14 protein-coding genes, 2 tRNA genes and 1 pseudogene are annotated in these 16,881 nt (G+C 72.6%); 10 read left to right on the top strand and 7 right to left on the bottom strand.

The window, feature by feature from the left end:
- The first annotated feature begins 94 nt into the window (after positions 1–94).
- Both AC3IYJ_RS08065 and AC3IYJ_RS08060 read left to right on the top strand, forming a co-directional pair.
- On the top strand, positions 95–538 hold the full coding sequence (locus AC3IYJ_RS08065; protein ID WP_489402733.1) for a hypothetical protein: 444 nt from the start codon (positions 95–97) through the stop codon (positions 536–538).
- Positions 539–666: 128 nt separating this feature from the next.
- A complete protein-coding gene (locus tag AC3IYJ_RS08060) occupies positions 667–846 on the top strand; it encodes a hypothetical protein (protein ID WP_489400647.1) in 180 nt (59 codons plus the stop codon).
- 42 nt (positions 847–888) lie between these two features.
- Here AC3IYJ_RS08060 and AC3IYJ_RS08055 read toward each other — a convergent pair.
- A pseudogene (locus AC3IYJ_RS08055) lies at positions 889–1,443 on the bottom strand (CGNR zinc finger domain-containing protein); the annotation flags it as partial.
- A gap of 230 nt (positions 1,444–1,673) precedes the next feature.
- The gene (locus AC3IYJ_RS08050) at positions 1,674–2,087 is read right to left on the bottom strand and encodes an SsgA family sporulation/cell division regulator (protein WP_030011909.1); all 414 of its coding nucleotides are present in this window, start codon (positions 2,085–2,087) and stop codon (positions 1,674–1,676) included.
- Positions 2,088–2,264: 177 nt separating this feature from the next.
- Between AC3IYJ_RS08050 and AC3IYJ_RS08045 the strand changes: the two genes are divergently transcribed.
- Positions 2,265–2,735 (top strand): TIGR02611 family protein, encoded by a 471-nt coding sequence (locus AC3IYJ_RS08045; protein WP_489400646.1) that lies wholly within the window; start codon positions 2,265–2,267, stop codon positions 2,733–2,735.
- Between the two features lie 58 nt (positions 2,736–2,793).
- Positions 2,794–2,865 (top strand) — tRNA-Val (locus tag AC3IYJ_RS08040).
- A 149-nt stretch (positions 2,866–3,014) separates the two neighbouring features.
- Here AC3IYJ_RS08040 and AC3IYJ_RS08035 read toward each other — a convergent pair.
- Complete coding sequence (locus AC3IYJ_RS08035) at positions 3,015–5,387, bottom strand: SCO7613 C-terminal domain-containing membrane protein (protein ID WP_489400645.1); 2,373 nt, start codon at positions 5,385–5,387, stop codon at positions 3,015–3,017.
- Positions 5,388–5,499: 112 nt separating this feature from the next.
- Between AC3IYJ_RS08035 and AC3IYJ_RS08030 the strand changes: the two genes are divergently transcribed.
- Together AC3IYJ_RS08030 and AC3IYJ_RS08025 are read left to right on the top strand one after the other, a co-directional pair.
- Positions 5,500–5,985: an SRPBCC family protein gene (locus AC3IYJ_RS08030; RefSeq protein WP_489400644.1), complete on the top strand. Its 486-nt coding sequence runs from the start codon at positions 5,500–5,502 to the stop codon at positions 5,983–5,985.
- Positions 5,986–6,023: 38 nt separating this feature from the next.
- Positions 6,024–6,095: transfer RNA gene (locus AC3IYJ_RS08025), tRNA-Val, on the top strand.
- Between the two features lie 104 nt (positions 6,096–6,199).
- Here AC3IYJ_RS08025 and AC3IYJ_RS08020 read toward each other — a convergent pair.
- Positions 6,200–6,925: a 3'-5' exonuclease gene (locus AC3IYJ_RS08020; RefSeq protein WP_489400643.1), complete on the bottom strand. Its 726-nt coding sequence runs from the start codon at positions 6,923–6,925 to the stop codon at positions 6,200–6,202.
- A 219-nt stretch (positions 6,926–7,144) separates the two neighbouring features.
- Here AC3IYJ_RS08020 and AC3IYJ_RS08015 point away from each other — a divergent pair, with 219 nt between their 5' ends.
- The 3 genes from AC3IYJ_RS08015 to thrS all read left to right on the top strand — a co-directional run bounded on the left by AC3IYJ_RS08015 (position 7,145) and on the right by thrS (position 11,300).
- Positions 7,145–7,735 carry a DUF4365 domain-containing protein gene (locus AC3IYJ_RS08015; protein ID WP_489400642.1) on the top strand — a complete coding sequence of 197 codons (591 nt, stop codon included), beginning with the start codon at positions 7,145–7,147 and terminating at the stop codon, positions 7,733–7,735.
- On the top strand, positions 7,735–8,967 hold the full coding sequence (locus AC3IYJ_RS08010; protein ID WP_489400641.1) for a hypothetical protein: 1,233 nt from the start codon (positions 7,735–7,737) through the stop codon (positions 8,965–8,967). Before AC3IYJ_RS08015 ends, AC3IYJ_RS08010 begins: the two co-directional genes overlap by 1 nt.
- 353 nt (positions 8,968–9,320) lie before the next feature.
- Positions 9,321–11,300, top strand: a complete 1,980-nt coding sequence (gene thrS / locus AC3IYJ_RS08005) for a threonine--tRNA ligase (RefSeq protein WP_489400640.1) — start codon at positions 9,321–9,323, stop codon at positions 11,298–11,300.
- A gap of 36 nt (positions 11,301–11,336) precedes the next feature.
- Here the strand turns inward: thrS and AC3IYJ_RS08000 are convergent, their stop codons facing one another.
- On the bottom strand, positions 11,337–12,002 hold the full coding sequence (locus AC3IYJ_RS08000; protein ID WP_489400639.1) for a potassium channel family protein: 666 nt from the start codon (positions 12,000–12,002) through the stop codon (positions 11,337–11,339).
- A gap of 67 nt (positions 12,003–12,069) precedes the next feature.
- Here AC3IYJ_RS08000 and AC3IYJ_RS07995 point away from each other — a divergent pair, with 67 nt between their 5' ends.
- Positions 12,070–12,630, top strand: a complete 561-nt coding sequence (locus AC3IYJ_RS07995; RefSeq protein ID WP_489400638.1) for an HIT family protein — start codon at positions 12,070–12,072, stop codon at positions 12,628–12,630.
- A gap of 64 nt (positions 12,631–12,694) precedes the next feature.
- On the opposite strand, the gene AC3IYJ_RS07990 is transcribed toward AC3IYJ_RS07995, so the two are convergent.
- Positions 12,695–14,365 carry a hypothetical protein gene (locus tag AC3IYJ_RS07990; RefSeq protein ID WP_489400637.1) on the bottom strand — a complete coding sequence of 557 codons (1,671 nt, stop codon included), beginning with the start codon at positions 14,363–14,365 and terminating at the stop codon, positions 12,695–12,697.
- A gap of 194 nt (positions 14,366–14,559) precedes the next feature.
- Positions 14,560–16,866, bottom strand: coding sequence for an elongation factor G-like protein EF-G2 (locus AC3IYJ_RS07985; protein WP_489400636.1), 2,307 nt, complete (start codon positions 16,864–16,866; stop codon positions 14,560–14,562).
- Positions 16,867–16,881 lie beyond the last annotated feature (15 nt).

The raw sequence follows: 16,881 nt of genomic DNA, 5'->3' as shown, positions 1-16,881 counted from the left end.
GGACGGTGGTCGCCGGTGCAGGATGGATGGGGACAGAACGCCCGGCCCGGCCCACCGGCCGGGTCCGACCGACCGCATCGCCCTGGAGGCCCGCATGCTCGCCGAGACCATTTGTTCCGCGGTGTCCGCGGCGGGCCTGGGCATCGCCGCGCTGACCGCCTACCGCAAGCGCTTCCTCTCGGCCACCCGGATCGCGGCGTACTCGCTGGTGCCCCTCGGCCTGGTGATGACCGGCGTGGTCCAGTGGGCGTCCGGGATCGTCTTCAAGCCGACGGTGTGGATCGGGTTCGGGGTGCTGGGTCTGGCCTGGCTGCTCTTCATGACCACCCGTGCCGTGGAACGGCGTGGGCTCGGCGCGGGGGAGAAGCCCGCGAAGCAGCCGAAGGCCGCCAGGGGCGGTGGTGCGCAGGCCGTGGCTCCGACCGCGTCCGCGCCCTCCCTGGGGGGCGGCGGCCGCCCGCAGGCGACCCCGGCGGCTTCCGCGCCGGGCGAGGACTTCTCCGACATCGAGGCGATCCTCAAGAAGCACGGCATATGACATCCCCCGGTCCACCGGGGGGATTCCGGCCGGGAACCACCTGATCTGACGGGATCCGGCGAACTCCGGCGTGGTGTCTGGCGTGTTGAGCGGCGGACCGGGGTGGGCTGCGCCATCATCGGCCCGACATGCTCGACACATCGCAGGGTGAGCCGGCCGTTCCCGCGCCGGCCACCGCCCCCGTCGCCGTTGCCGAGGAGCCGCGAGGCTGCCTCTTCGCGCTCTCCCAGCCGCCCTTGATGATCTTCCTAGGCGTGATCGGCTGTCTGCTGCTGCTCGCCGCCGTGCACGATCTCTTCCTGCTGTGAACCGGGCACCTGCTCGGGCACTTGCTCGGTTCCCTGCTCAGGCCCCTGCTCCGACTTGCGCCGGGCCCGGTACGCCGCCACGTGCAGCCGGTTCCCGCAGGTGCGGCTGTCGCAGTAGCGCCGGGAGCGGTTGCGGGACAGGTCCACGAAGGCCCGTCGGCAGTCCGGGGCCTCGCAGCGGCGCAGCCGCTCCTGCTCGCCCGAGACCACGATGAATGCCAGCGCCATGCCGCCGTCGGCGGCCAGGTGGTCGCCGACCGAGGCGCCCGGCGCGAAGTAGTGCACGTGCCAGTCGTAGCCGTCGTGGTTGGTCAGCTGCGGAGTGGTGCCGGCCGTCGCGACGAGCTCGTTGATCAGTACCGAGGCCACGCGCGAGTTCGCCGCCCCGAAGATCTGGGCGAACTTTCCGCGCACCGTCCGCACGCCCGCGAGGTCGCGGGCGCCGAGCTCGCCGACGTCGCTGATCGAGTACTCCCGGACGAACCCGCGCAGCGCGTTCACGTCGGCCAGCGTGTCGGACTGGTCCGCCTCGGCCGAGGTGTTCACCAGCGCGACGACGACGTCCAGCGCGCGACGGGTGTCGTGGGGGATCTGCAAGGGGTCTCCCTCAAGGGCCGGGCCTGCGGTGACGGTCGGCCGCCGCCGCTGGTGGCCGACTCTAGCGGGTCCCTACCAAGCGCACCGGCGCCGTCCACGCGGGTGGCTCCCGTGTGAACAGCGCCGGTACTTCCGTATGTGGTTGTCCGCCGCGCACCGTCGCCCCGAGTCGGACGGTGTCGTGCGGCTCCCGGCCTGGGCCGGGAGGGGGTTCCCTCTGTAGGCCTGGCTCAGGATTCGGCCAGGATGTGGGAGAGCTCCTTGTCGAGGTCGAAGTGCCGGTGTTCGGTCCCGGGTGGGACCGCGGCGTCCGTCCGCTTGAGGAACGATTCGAGTGCTCGGGCGGGTGCTTCGAGCAGTGCTTCTCCCTCCGGTGAGCTCAGGGCGATGCAGACGACTCCCTGACCGTGGCTACGGGACGGCCACACGCGGACGTCGCCGGTACCGGTGGGCCGGTGAAGGCCCTCGGCGAGGAGGTCGCGGGCGAATACCCATTCGACCGTCTCCTCGGCGCCGGTGTGGAAGGTGGCGTGCACGGCGTAGGGATCGGCCGTGTCATACCGCAGGCCCGCGGGAACAGGCAGTGAGGACTCGCTCGACACAACGAGGCGCAGGTGCAGCTCGCAGCTGACCGTGGTGTTCATAAGCGCCAGGGCCTTTCGCTCAGTGTGCGCTCGGGGATTCGCACGTCGGCGAAATCGACATGCCACCTACGGTGCCGTTGTAAACCCCTCTGACCGTTTTGCGGACCTCTGGGTCCCTCGAACGGCGGATCCAAACGCCCATTCACGTGTGCTTCGCGCTCCGGTAGATTCGACCCCATGAACACGGGGAGTGACCGCGAGACCAACGAGTCCGCAACCGAGTCCGCCGCCACCGAGCCTGCCGCCGGGGCCGAGTCCGCGGCCAAGGAGGAAGCGCCGCACGTCTCCAAGGCGCCCGCCTTCATCAAGGCCCGCCGCGGGCTGCACCTGAGCTGGCAGGTCGGAGTCTTCGTCGTCGGCCTCGCCGTCATCGGCGCCGGCATCGCCATGCTCGTCCTGCCCGGCCCCGGCTGGGTCGCGATCTTCGCGGGTCTCGCGATCTGGGCCACCGAGTTCGCCTGGGCCCACCTCGTGCTGCGCTGGACCAAGCGCAAGGTCAGCGAGGCGGCGCAGAAGGCCCTCGACCCCCGGGTCCGGCGCCGCAACATCATCCTGACCAGCGTCGGCCTCGTCATCGCGGGCGCGCTGATCGGCTTCTACCTGTGGAAGTACGGGCTCGTCCTGCCCTGGAACCTCAAGGACCAGTGAGCGCTCCGGCCCGTGGCCGGGAGCACCGCTGACATGCGGTAATGTTTGCGGTGCGTCCGGGCGATTAGCTCAGTGGGAGAGCACTTCGTTCACACCGAAGGGGTCACTGGTTCGAACCCAGTATCGCCCACCCGGACCAGAGGCCCGGAGACTTTCACAGTCTCCGGGCCTCTGGCGTTTCCCCTCGCGGAGGACCTCCGCCGCAGGCCCTCTGCGGGCCTTCCGCAGGCCCTGCGCGGGCCACTCCCCGGCCCCCGCCCGAGACAGGTGCCCCTGGCGTCACCTCAGCCTGCCGATCGCCTCTCGCAGCCGCCGGGCGTCCCGCAGCCGCTTCTCGTAGGTGGCCCCCACCGCCAGCAGCAGCACCCCGGCCAGCGCCGGCGGCAGCCAGCGCGGCAGCGCGTCCACGACCTGCACCACGTACGGGGTCAGCTCGTGCAGGGCCACCGCCACCAGCGTCGCCCCGCCCAGCAGCAGCGGGGCCCGGAGCCGGCGCCGCGCCCCGGCCAGGGTCACCGCGAGCGCGGCGACACCCAGCAGCAGCGGCCGCAGCCAGTGCGGGTCGGCCCACACCGCGAGGGTGCTCGGCAGCAGGGTCGCCGCCAGGCCCGGCCCGTACGCCGTCCAGGAGGCGGCCAGCGGGTCCCGGCGGCGCCGCAGGAACCCCGCCGCCAGCGCCGCCGCCGACACCGGCAGCGTGTACGCCTCGGGCACCGTCACCCCCGAAGCCGCCAGCCGCACCCAGGTCGCCGCCAGGAACAGCGCCCCCGCCGCCCAGCCCGCCGAACGGCGCTCCGGCCGCACGGCCGCCCCCGCGCAGACCGCACCGGCCAGCCCCAGGACCAGCGCGAGCACCGGCGTGGCCGCCGACTCGGCCCCGACGGCCAGCAGCACCGCGAGGAGCACCGCTCCGGCCGCCGTGAGCTCCGCCGGAGCCCTCACGAGGCCCAGCCGCGGCCCGAGCGCCGCCACCACCGCGGGAACCACCAGCACCGGCGGACCCCACCACGCCACCGGGAGCTCCAGCAGCGCGCCCAGCGCCACCGCCAGCAGGGCCGCGTACCCGACGGCGAAGGCCGCCGCCGCACGCCTGGCCCACGCTGAGCCGGGCCGGTACGCCGCCCCCGCCGCCGAAGCCGCGCCCAGCAGGCCCAGCACCGCGAAGGTGGCCAGTCGGCCGTCCAGGGCCGCCAGGGACACGTTCAGGGCCCCCGCCGCCGCACAGGCCCCCGCCGCGATCCCGAGGCCCGGGGCGACCGCCGGGGTCCGCAGGGCGAGGGTTCCCGCCGCCAGGGTCACCGCCAGCTGTGCCACAAGGACCGGGCCCGCCGGCAGGCCGGCCGCCACCGGGGCCGTGAACAGCCCCGCCCAGCCCAGCGCCACCGTCGCGGCGGCCGCCGCCGGCTTCAGACGCTCCGGAACCACCCGCAGCAGCCACCACGCGGCCGCCGCCGTCAGCAGCAGCGCCACCACCGGGGCCAGGCCCGTCGCGTGTCCGGCCGCCGGGGGCGGGGTCGTCGGCGCCCACACCTCGTCCAGCACCCGCAGCCGGGCCGCCGCCACCGTCACCACCCACGACGCGCCCCACACCGCCGTCAGCGCCGCCACCCCCGCACCGGCCAGGGAGAGGCCGCGCCGGACCGGAGCCGGGAGCACTGGGGCCCGTACCGCCCCCAGCAGGGGCAGCGCCACCACCAGGTAGGCCACCGCGGCCCAGGAGGACCCCACCCCCGGGGCCACCAGCCCGCCCGCCGCCGCCACCGCCGCGACACCGGCCGCCACGGCGAAGGCCGGGAGCCCCGCCGGACGCCAGGCCACCGCCACACCGAGCGCGCACACCGCCGCCAGCAGCGCCGCCGCTGCCAGCGGCAGGCCACCCGACTCCGGCGCCACCGACTCGCCCAGCCCCATCAGCAGCGCGGCCCCGCCCGTCACCGAGCCGGTGACCGTGCCCCACACCGACCAGCGCCCCGGGCGGACCAGCGCGAGCGCCGCGTCCAGTGCCGCCGTCGCCAACAGCGCCCAGCCCAGGGCGATCCCGTTGCCGCCCGCCGCCACCGCGGCCAGCTGCAACGGCAGCTGCGCCGTCAGCACCGCCGCGGGCAACGGGATCCGCAGCTCCGGCAGCGCGAGCCCGTACCCGGCCCACACCGCCGCCAGCACCGCGGCCGCCCCCGCCGCGTAGGCGGTGCCGTCGGTGTCCGGCATCCCGACCGCGTACAGCGCGTAGGCGTCGAGCACCGTCAGCAGCAGCCCGACCGCGCCCACCGCCTCGGCCGTCGACCGCAGCCCGCGGCGCAGCAGCGCCGCGGGGGCGCCCAGCGCCGCCGCCGTCACCACGGCGAGTACGGCGCTGCGCCCCGCGATGCCCAGGGAACCCCAACTGACCAGCGTGAACGCCAACGCGGCCACGGCCAGCAGCACCGCGCCCAGGATCAGCAGCACGTTCTGCGCACTCGGGGCCGAGGCCTCCGGCCCGCCCTGCGCCGGCTTAGGCCCGGCGGGATGAGCGGGCACCCCCCAGGCCAAGGGGGCCTGAACGCGCAGCAGCCACTCCCGACGGCTCAGCAGGTAGTGACGCCGGGCGTCGAGTTGAATCAGCTCGCGGTCGATGAGCACCAGCTCTTCGGCCGGCGGCAGGGAGTTGTCCATGTGCGGAGTGTCGCCCCGGCCGCGCCCCGGGCACATGGGTGCGCGTACTCATCCCTGGACGAATTCCGGCTGAGTAGGGGTGTCGCGTCCCGCCCCGCGTCAGACTGGGTCCATGGACCCGAGCCGTGGCCGCCGCGACCGCTGGACCCACTACCGCTTCCGCAGCGTGTGGGACCTCGACGCCCCGCCTGCCCGCGTCTACGCCGCCCTCGAGCGGCCCGAGGCCTACCCGCTGTGGTGGCCGCAGATCCGCGAGGCCCTCCCCTCCGGCGACGAGCGCAGCGGCACCGCCCTCATCCGCTCGGCCCTCCCGTACACCCTGCGCGTGAGCGCCGACGAGCTCCTGCGCGACCCCGCGCGCGGAATCCTGGAGGTCGCCCTGCACGGCGACCTGGAGGGCTGGGCGCGCTGGACCGTCGGTCCGCGGCACGGCGGAGCGCGCGCCCTCTACGAGCAGGAGGTCGAAGTCCACCGGCCCCTCATGCGGTGGCTCTCGCTCCCCGGACGGCCCGTGTTCCGGCTCAACCACACCCTGATGATGCGGGCCGGGCGGCGCGGACTCGCCGCACATCTGGCAGCCGGAGCCGAAGCGGTTTGAACCAGCCCCGAGCCTTCTGTATTGTTCAGTCCGTTCCCGGGCGATTAGCTCAGCGGGAGAGCACTTCGTTCACACCGAAGGGGTCACTGGTTCGATCCCAGTATCGCCCACCGGGACAGGCCGGTCCGTCTTATGACGGACCGGCCTTCCGCATGTACGGGCCCGGTACGCACGGGCCCCTGCCGTACGGGAGCCGCGCCTTCGGACCCTTCCGCTACGCCGCCTGCGGCAGCTCCGGCCGCAACGGCCAGTGCGGATCCACCGGCTCCGGCGTCCCCTGCCGGGCGAACCAGGCCTGCAGCCCCCGCGCCTGCGCCGCGTGCCAGACCTGCTGCAAGGTGTGCAGCTCCGCCGGGGACAGCCGCTCCAGCCGCCCCGCGAACCGCCGGCCCACCGCCCGTACGAGCTCCAGCGAGGCGAGGGCGTCCGCCGCCGCGTCGTGCGCGGCCTCCAGCTCTATCCCGTAGTGCGCGCACAGGTCCGTCAGCGTCCGGCGCCCCTTGCGGTAGCGGTCCAGGTGCTTGTCGAGCACCCGTGGATCCAGCACCGTCAGCGGCCGGTTGTCCAGGTAGCGCGCCAGCGAGGAAGCCCGGTGCCGACGCAACTCCCGGTCCAGCAGCGTCAGATCGAACGGCGCGTTCATCACCACCACCGGCCGCCCCGCCAACTGCTGCTCCCCGAGCGCGCGGGCTATCTCCTCCACCACCGGCGCGGGCCAGCGCCCGTTGCGCTGGAGGTGGTCGTCGGTCAGGCCGTGCACTTCCGTGGCTCCCGGAGGTACCGGGACACCGGGATTGACCAGCCAGCGCGTCGAGCGGACCCGGCCGCCCGCGCACTCCTGGACTATGAGCGCGGCGGACACGATCCGGTCCTGTTCCACGTCCACCCCGGTCGTCTCCGTGTCGAATGCGGCCAGCGGGCCCTCGTACCAGCGTGTCATGGCGAACTCCTCGTCACCCGTGGACGGATGGGGCGCATCCGGGCACCGCGCCACAGGACCTGCCACCCTTCCCCGCATCGGTTGTACCCGGGCTCTTTGCCGCGTACGCCGTTTGCGCCACGCCGACTGCGGAGACAACTCCAGTGGGGGACCGCACACATGACCGGTCGTCACCCCGAACCCCTCGTAGAAGAGCCCGGAAGGCATGGGGAGCCGGCCATGGCGCTCGCACAGCCCGAACCGGGCGGGGTGCTCGCTGGTCAGATCGAGCCGCGGACCGACCCGCGGAGCGGACCGCTGCGCGGCACACTCGCCACCACCGCCTGCATGGAAACCCTCCAGGTGGGATACCTGCACGCAGTCGTCGCCGCGGCCGGCTGCTCGCTCTCCCAGCCCTTTCCGGACAACGGCATCGACTGGCACGTCAGCCACGGATCACCCGAGCACGTGATCGACGACGAGGTGACCATCAAGGTCCAGCTGAAGGCGACCTACCAGATACCGCCCAGACCGGTCGGGCCCACCTTCGGCTTCACCCTCGACAACGAGCACCTGGTGAAGCTCGCCCGCAGCCCGGTCGCCGTGCACAAGATCCTCGTGGTGATGCTCGTACCGCGGGAACGCGACCAATGGCTCAGCGCCGGACACGACCGGCTCGACCTGCGGCACTGCTGCTACTGGACCAATCTCGCCGGACACCCCGTGACCGGCCGGCGCCGGACCACCGTACGGATCCCGACCACGCGGATCTTCGACGACCGGGCGCTCTGCGCGATCATGACCCGGGTCGGGTCGGGAGGGACACCTTGATGAACTGGCAGTCACCGCACCTGGAGCCGTACCCGCTCCCGTCCCCGCAGTTCGGCGCCGCCGCACCCGATCCCGCCCAGGTCGATCCGCTCGTGCTCGGCGCCCTGCTGCACCGGCACGGCTGGCTGCGCCGCGGCGGCGCGGCCGGACGCTACGGGCGCTGGACCCCGCCGGCCCCCCACGGGAGCGACAGCCGGGGCACCAGCCTCCTCGTCCCCGAGAGCCGGGCCTTCCCGGACTGCGCCGACCTCCTCGAAGAGGCCCTCACCGCCCTCTCGCGCAGCGCGCTGCCCTCGGCCCGCGAGGTGCTCTACGGGCTCAGCGTGCCGAGCGACGAGATCCGCTGGGAGCGGGAGATCCCGCAGGGGGCGTACGGGCTCCGGGGCGAGGCCGACTGGACCGTCCAGGAACAGCTGCGCTCGGCCGCACGCCAGCTGCTCCTCGCCGGGGCACTGGCCGACCGGGCCCGCGCCGGGTACTACGGCGCACGGCACCGGGGGCAGGCGGAGCGGGCGCTGGACGGGGTGCTGGTCGGGCCGGCCCCCGGCGGGCGCCGGCTCACCGCGTACGTCCCCGTGGACGGGGGCCGCGGCACCGTGATCCGGCTCCACCACGCCCTGCACGCGGCCCGCGAAGCCGTGGACTACCAGCGGGCCACCGGAGGCATGGAAGCCTTCGACGCTGCGGTCGAAGCCGGGGTCAGCCGGGAACTGGCCGAAGCGCTCATCGCGCTGGTCCGCGGCTCCGAGGGGGCCCGGGTGGCCCTCGCGTGGGCCCCGGCCGCGGGGGTCCCGGCGGGCTGCGCGGCCAGGCCGGAGCCGGTGGAGTTCTCGCCCGGGGACCTCCCGGTGCTCCGGGACGCGGCCGCCCGCTACACGCGGGACGAGCCGGCCGTCCCCGTCCGGGTGGCGGGCGCGGTGGTCCGGATGCGGCGCTCGGCCCCCGGGGGCGGGGGCACGGTCCGGCTGCGGGTCCTCGCCGGGGCGGAGATCCCGTACATCCGGGTGGTGCTCGACGAGGAGTCGTACCGGGTGGCGGGCCACGCGCACCTGGTCGGGCTGCCGATCCGGGTGAGCGGTCGCCTGCAGCGGCGGGGCGGGTTCCGTCGGCTGACCGATGCCACTGACGTCCGTCCCGTCCCCCTGGACGAGGTCGAGCGCGACCGCCTCATGAAGTCCCTGGACGGGGACGACGCCCTCGACCCGGGGGACGTCCTCCCGTCGGACGACTGACCCGTCCCTGCGGGGCTCGTCCCCTACCCGCCCTTCCACCATCCCCCAGACTCCGTCCGGGGGGACCCCCAGCCGGGCGCTGCCCGGACCCGGTCCTCAAACGCCGGACGGGCTGAATTTCGCCGCGCAGCGGCAAATCCAGCCCTGCCGGGCAAATTCAGCCTCGCCCGGGGCCCCTCCCAGCGGTAGCTGGGGGAGTTTGAGGCGCGGGGTCCGGGGCGGAGCCCCGGGAGCGGCGCCGCTCGGTGGGCGGACCCCGGCCGGAACAACCGTTTAGCGGCGCAGCCACTCCGCTCGGTACGATTCAGGCGCGCAGCCATCCGCTCGCGCACCCCCCTGAGTCAGGAGAGACCGTGTCAGACGTCCGTGTGATCATCCAACGCGATTCCGAGCGGGACGAGCGCGTGGTGGCCACGGGCACTACGGCGGCGGAGCTCTTCGCCGGCGAGCGCACCATCGTCGCCGTGCGCATCGCCGATGAGCTGAAGGACCTCTCCTACGAGGTGCGGGACGGCGAGACCGTCGAGCCGGTGGAGATCTCCTCCGAGGACGGGCTCAACATCCTGCGCCACTCGACCGCGCACGTCATGGCGCAGGCCGTGCAGGAGCTCTTCCCCGAGGCCAAGCTGGGCATCGGCCCGCCGGTCCGGGACGGCTTCTACTACGACTTCGACGTCGCGAAGCCCTTCACCCCCGATGACCTCAAGGCCATCGAGAAGAAGATGCAGGAGATCCAGAAGCGCGGGCAGAAGTTCGCCCGCCGCGTGGTCACCGACGAGGCGGCCCGCGAGGAGCTGGCGAACGAGCCGTACAAGCTGGAGCTGATCGGCCTCAAGGGTTCGGCGGCGACCTCGGACGACGGCGCGGACGTCGAGGTGGGCGGCGGCGAGCTGACCATCTACGACAACCTCGACGGCAAGACCGGCGACGTGTGCTGGTCCGACCTGTGCCGCGGCCCGCACCTGCCGACCACCCGCAACATCCCCGCGTTCAAGCTCATGCGCAACGCCGCCGCCTACTGGCGCGGCAGCGAGAAGAACCCGATGCTCCAGCGCATCTACGGCACCGCGTGGCCGTCGAAGGAGGAGCTGAAGGCCCACCTCGACTTCCTCGTCGAGGCCGAGAAGCGCGACCACCGCAAGCTCGGCACCGAGCTCGACCTGTTCTCCGTGCAGGACGAGATCGGCTCCGGCCTGGCCGTCTTCCACCCGCGCGGTGGCGTCATCCGCCGCACCATGGAGGACTACTCGCGCAAGCGGCACGAGGAAGAGGGCTACGAGTTCGTCTACACCCCGCACGCCACCAAGGGCACCCTCTTCGAGAAGAGCGGTCACCTGGACTGGTACGCGGAGGGCATGTACCCCCCCATGCAGCTCGACGGTGGTACCGACTACTACCTCAAGCCCATGAACTGCCCGATGCACAACCTGATCTTCGATGCGCGCGGCCGCTCCTACCGCGAGCTCCCGCTGCGCCTGTTCGAGTTCGGCACCGTGTACCGGTACGAGAAGTCGGGCGTGGTCCACGGCCTGACCCGCTCGCGCGGTTTCACCCAGGACGACGCGCACATCTACTGCACCAAGGAGCAGATGGCGGAGGAGCTCGACCGCACGCTGACCTTCGTGCTGAACCTGCTCCGCGACTACGGTCTGACCGACTTCTACCTGGAGCTGTCGACCAAGGACCCGGAGAAGTTCGTCGGCTCGGACGAGGTCTGGGAGGAAGCGACCGCGACCCTCCAGAAGGTGGCCGAGAAGCAGGGCCTCCCGCTGGTCCCGGACCCGGGCGGCGCCGCGTTCTACGGCCCGAAGATCTCGGTGCAGTGCCGCGACGCGATCGGCCGCACCTGGCAGATGTCGACCGTGCAGCTCGACTTCAACCTGCCGGAGCGCTTCAACCTGGAGTACACCGGCCCCGACGGCACCAAGCAGCGCCCGGTCATGATCCACCGCGCGCTGTTCGGTTCCATCGAGCGGTTCTTCGCCGTGCTGCTGGAGCACTACGCGGGTGTCATGCCGCCGTGGCTCGCCCCGGTCCAGGCGGTCGGCATCCCGATCGGCGACTCGCACATCGAGTACCTGCAGGAGTTCGCCGCCGAGGCGAAGAAGAAGGGCCTGCGGGTCGAGGTGGACGCCTCGTCCGACCGGATGCAGAAGAAGATCCGCAACCAGCAGAAGCTCAAGGTCCCGTTCATGATCATCGTCGGTGACGAGGACATGGCCGCGGGCACCGTCTCCTTCCGCTACCGCGACGGTTCGCAGGAGAACGGCGTCCCGCGCGACGAGGCGCTGGCCAAGTTGGTCAAGGTCGTCGCGGACCGCGTCCAGGTCTGAGGCGTTTGAAGCACGAAGAGCGGGCCTCCGGGGAGATCAGTTCCCCGGAGGCCCGCTCTCGTCCTCCCGGCGGAAGACCTGGAGCATCCAGGACGAGAACGAGCCCGTCACCGCGCCCAGCAGCGCCAGCCCGCACGCCATCATGCCCGCCGCGATGATCCGGCCTCCCGGCGTCACCGGGGCCATGTCCCCGTAGCCGACGGTCGTCAGGGTCTCGCACACCCACCAGACCGCGTCGCCGAAGGTGTGGATCGTGGCTCCCGGAGCCCTGCGCTCGAAGTGGTAGACGCCGAGCGCTCCCGCGAAGCCGAGCAGACCCGCCGACAGACCGGCGTACGCCATCACGCGCGCGTACAGCCCCAGGCGCGGGCGGTCGCTCCTGGCCTGCAGCGCGGTGTGGACCTTGACCATGCGCAGCGGCCGCAGCATCGGCAGCGCCACGACCAGCGTGTCCAGCCAGTGCACGCGGACGAAGCACGGGGGCCGCATACCGCTCAGGACCAGGCGGACCGCGTAGTCCACGACGAAGCAGAGCCAGGTCAGCGCGACCAGGACGAGGCCGATGTCCCGCCACAGCGGGTGGGCCCGGTAGGCGAGCACGGCCACGGCGTAGCCGGCGAGGAAGATCAGGGACGCGTAGAACAGCGGCAGTTCGGTCCGGCGTTCCCAGACCTCGTCACGGGTCTCGGATGCATCGTGCATGGGGTCAGCATCGCGGCCCCGGCACTCAGCTTTGCCCCGGCGACACGCCGTGCGGGGGCAAGGTCATATGCTGCATCCCATGACGATTGAGCCGGAGCAGCAGATCGGTGTGGGCACGCAGGACGCGTTCCAGCGTCTGTGGACGCCCCACCGGATGGCCTACATCCAGGGGGAGAACAAGCCGACCGGGCCGGAGGCCGGGGACGGCTGTCCCTTCTGCGGGATTCCGGACATGTCCGATCAGGACGGCCTGGTCGTGGCGCGCGGCAAGCACGTCTACGCCGTGCTGAACCTGTACCCGTACAACGGCGGCCACCTCATGGTCGTGCCCTACCGGCACGTCGCCGACTACACGGACCTGGACGCCGCCGAGACCCTCGAACTCGCGGACCTCACGAAGCGGGCGATGGTCGCGCTGCGCAAGGCCTCCGGGGCGCACGGGTTCAACATCGGCATGAACCAGGGCCAGGCCGCGGGCGCCGGGATCGCCGCGCACCTGCACCAGCACATCGTGCCCCGCTGGGGCGGGGACACGAACTTCATGCCGGTCGTGGGCCACACCAAGGTGCTGCCCCAACTCCTCGCGGACACCCGCCAGATGCTCGCGGACGCCTGGCCGGTCGACTAGCCGCAGGGCGCGGCACCCGGCTTTTGCCGGTGCCGCGCCCCAGGGCCTGTCGTCAAGAGACGGCCTACGCGTCGTAGACGTCCGCCTTGCGCGGCGCCGCGTCCTGGATCAGGCCGCTGACGATCGACGAGCGGTTGGTGAAGCGCTCGGTGTCCACGCCGTTCTCCTCCAGGACCCGCATCGCGGCGGCGTGCACCGCCCTCAGGACGGGGGTCGCGGCGCGCATCGCGTCGTCCGCCATGAAGCGGTGGCGCCACGGCTGGTCGGCCCAGACGTGGCGGACTCCGAAGGGCTCGGGCAGCACGAGCTTGCCGCCCAGGAACTCCAGGAGCGGCGGGTACCAGGTGAAGGGGGCGCGCACGGCGAGGCGCACGACCTCGCTCGTGTCGACCAGGGGCAGCGGGCGCTCCACCATCTCCCAGAACCGTATGGACTTGGGGACCTCGACCACGGGGGGCTTGGACTTCGTGGTGAACAGGCCGTTCAACGGGCCGAGCGCGTGGCCCGTGACCTCCACGCGCAGGGTCTTGTAGAGCACGGTGACCGTCACCAGCATGGTGATGACGAGCTGGCCGTCCCAGAGCGGGTACTGGATGCCGAGGTAGTGCCGGTTGCCACCGCTGAACTGCTGCTCGTTGCAGATCCGGGTGATCTCGTGCGGCTTGATCAGGAAGGTGTCCACGTCCGCGCCGGTGGGGCGGGTGACCTCCTTGGCACCCTCACCGACCGGAGCGACGATCCAGTGCATGATCGAGGCGGGCGGCAGGCCTCCGGTGTGCAGGGGGCCGCGCTCCAGCTTGCGCAGCTGGGTGTCGATCGCGCGTATGACGTCCCAGCTGCGGAACGGGTGGATCTCGGCGCCCTCGGTCTTGGGGGCCAGCTCCTCGGCCATCTGCCAGCTGCCCCAGCGGGTGCCCATGCCGAGGATGCCCTTGGGGCCGGCGTAGAAGACGGAGTTGCTGCGGTCCTCGGCGGTGAGCTTGGCCAGGGAGTGGCGCAGGTCCTCGCGGGCCTTCTCGTCGGGGTTGCCGGGGACGGCTTCGGGGATCTTGGCCGCGACCCCGCCACCGCCGGCCAGGAGGCCGTCCCAGCGGGAGCGCATGTCCTCGGCGGTGGCCTCGCAGAGCCGGCGGGCGAAGAACCAGCCGAGGACCGGGGCGATGACCATGGCACGGACGTACAGCCCGAGGACCCCGGTCACCGGCAGCCGGAACATCAGGACGGCGACGACGATACCCACACCGACCAGGAGCGCCGTGCCCATCCAGGAGGCGCGCTTGGCCTTGGAGGCGGCCAGGGCCTTGCGGCCCGCGAAGAGGCCGAGCCACAGGAGCAGGCCGGGGAGGAACACGACCCCGCAGACGAGCATGATCCAGCGGAGCTTGCGGTCGCGTTCCTTGCGGATGCGGGAGGCGGCCAGGCAGTGCTCGACGACGGTCTGCGGGTCGGCGCCGAAGGACTGGATGAGCGGTTTGCGGGTGGGCGGGATCGTGCGCGCCTCGACGGCGCGGCAGAAGGCCTCGCCGAGGTTGGGTGCGAGGAGAGGGATCTTGCCGGGTTTGACGACGGACTCGTGGTACTCGTTGTTGGCGCCGAGTATGACGTCCAGCTTCGTGTCGCCTCCGCCGTCCCGGTAGGCCGCGGAGGAGAGGGCGTTGGTCGCCGCGGTCTGCCCGCTGCCGCCCTGGAGCGGGATCTGCGCCCCGGGCCTGAAGTCGAATCCGTCGTCCGCCACCGTTGCCCCCATCGCTGTGCGTCGTGCTCGTGTGCGGGTCCGCCCGCCCGCCTGCCTGTCGGCTCACTTGCGTGATGTCTCAGCTCTACCCGCTCCACCCCGCGGACGAGCCTATCGGCGGATTCCTCCCCATGGTGAGGGGACAGGCAAATGCCGCCCACCGCAAGCGGGTTGGGTGGGCGGCTCGGATGGTGCTATGTCAACTGGCTTCCCTTCTCTGCCTGTTCGCGTAGCTTGTCCGCCAGCTGTGGCGGCATCGGCTCGTGGCGCGCGTAGGTACGGCTGAAGCGTCCGGTGCCGTGCGATACGGAACGCAGTTCGACGGCGTAGCGGCCGATCTCGATCTCGGGGATCTCCGCGAGGACGCGGCTGCGGCCCGGGGTGGCCCGGTCGGTGCCGACGACCCGGCCGCGGCGGCCCGCGAGGTCGCTCATGACGGGTCCGACGTACTCGTCCGGGACCAGTACGGAGACCTCTGCCACCGGTTCGAGGAGGTGGATGGCGGCCCCGGCAGCGGCCTCGCGCAGGGCGAGGGCGCCGGCGGTCTGGAAGGCGGCGTCGGAGGAGTCCACCGAGTGGGCCTTGCCGTCGAGGAGGGTGATGCGCACGTCGACGAGCGGGTAGCCGGCCGCGACCCCCCGGGCGGCCTGCGCGCGGACGCCCTTCTCGACCGAGGGGATGAACTGGCGGGGGACGGCTCCGCCGACGACCTTGTCGACGAACTCGACGCCGCTGCCGGGCGGCAGCGGATCGACCTGGATCTCGCAGATGGCGAACTGGCCGTGGCCGCCGGACTGTTTGACGTGCCTGCCGCGGCCGGCGGCCTTGGCGCCGAAGGTCTCGCGGAGGCTGACCTTGTGGGGGACGGGGTCGACCTGGACCCCGTAGCGGGTGCGCAGGCGTTCGAGGGCGAGGTCCTGGTGGGCTTCGCCGAGGCACCACAGGACGAGCTGGTGCGTGTGCGGGTTCTGTTCGAGCCGCATCGTGGGGTCTTCGGCGACGAGGCGGGCCAGGCCCTGGGAGAGCTTGTCCTCGTCGGCCTTGCTGTGGGCCTCGATGGCCAGGGGGAGCAGCGGGTCGGGCATGGACCAGGTCTCCATGAGGAGGGGCTGGTCCTTGGCGGAGAGGGTGTCTCCGGTCTCGGCGCGGGTGAGCTTGGCCACGCAGGCCAGGTCGCCGGCGATGCAGTGGGTCAGGGTGCGCTGCTGTTTGCCGAAGGGGGAGGTGAGGGTGCCGATCCGTTCGTCGGCCTCGTGGAGGTCCTGGTCCCGGGGGCTTCCGTTCTCGCGGCTCGGGGCTGTGCGGCTTCCGCCGTCGGGGCCCCGGCCGTCCGGGCCCTGACCGTCCGGCCCGTGGCCGTTGGCGTGCCGGCCGGCGTGGCCGCTGACGTGGACGGTCTCGTCGGGGCGCAGGGTGCCGGAGAAGACCCGGACCAGGGAGACGCGGCCGACGTAGGGGTCGGAGGAGGTCTTGACGACCTCGGCGAGCAGCGGGCCCGCGGGGTCGCAGGTGACGGCGGGGCGGTCGGCGCCGCCGGGGGTGGTGACGGTGACGGGGGCGCGTTCCAGGGGGGTGGGGAAGCCGCCGGTGATCAGTTCCAGGAGTTCTACGGTACCCAGGCCCTTGCGGGCGCCCTCGGCGGCGGGGGCAGCCATCAGGACGGGGTGGAAGGTGCCCCGGGCCACCGCGCGCTCCAGGTCGTCCACGAGGGTCTTGAGGTCGATGTCCTCGCCGGCCAGGTAGCGGTCCATGAGGGTCTCGTCCTCGCTCTCGGCGATGATCCCCTCGATCAGGCGGGCGCGGGCTTCGGTGATGAGGTCGAGCTCGGCGGGGTCCGGATCGCGTTCGACGCGGTCCCCGGAGGTGTAGTCGTAGACCCGCTGCGAGAGCAGGCCGAGCAGTCCGGCGACCGGGGCGTGGCCGTCGTGGCCGGCGGGGCCGTGGAGGGGCAGGTAGAGGGGGCGGACGGCGTCGGGGTCGTCGGCGCCGAAGGCGTCCCCGCAGACGCTGGTCATCTGGCCGTAGTCGGCGCGGGCCGCTTCGAGGTGGGTGACGACGATGGCGCGGGGCATCCCGACGGCGGCGCATTCGTCCCAGACCATGCGGGTGGGGCCGCAGAGCCCGTCCCCGTCCTCGGCGGCCGAGACGACGAAGAGGGCGGCGTCGGCCGCGCGCAGACCGGCCCGGAGCTCTCCGACGAAGTCGGCGTATCCGGGGGTGTCGAGGATGTTGATCTTGATTCCGGCCCACTCGACGGGGACCAGGGAGAGCTGTACGGAGCGCTGGCGCCGGTGCTCGGTCTCGTCGTAGTCGGAGACGGTGGCCCCGTCCTCGACGCGGCCGGCGCGGTTCACGGCCCCCGCGGTCAGGGCCAGGGCTTCGACCAGGGTGGTCTTGCCGGATCCGCTGTGGCCGACCAGCACGACGTTCCGTACGGAGGCGGGGCGGTCGGCCGTCGGTGCCCTGCCGGCGGCTCCGGCTTGGTGTGATGTGGCTCCCATGATGCTCGTGCCTCC

Source organism: Streptomyces sp. GL_140 (genome assembly GCF_057834465.1).
This window is presented reverse-complemented; position numbering and strand designations above follow the sequence as displayed.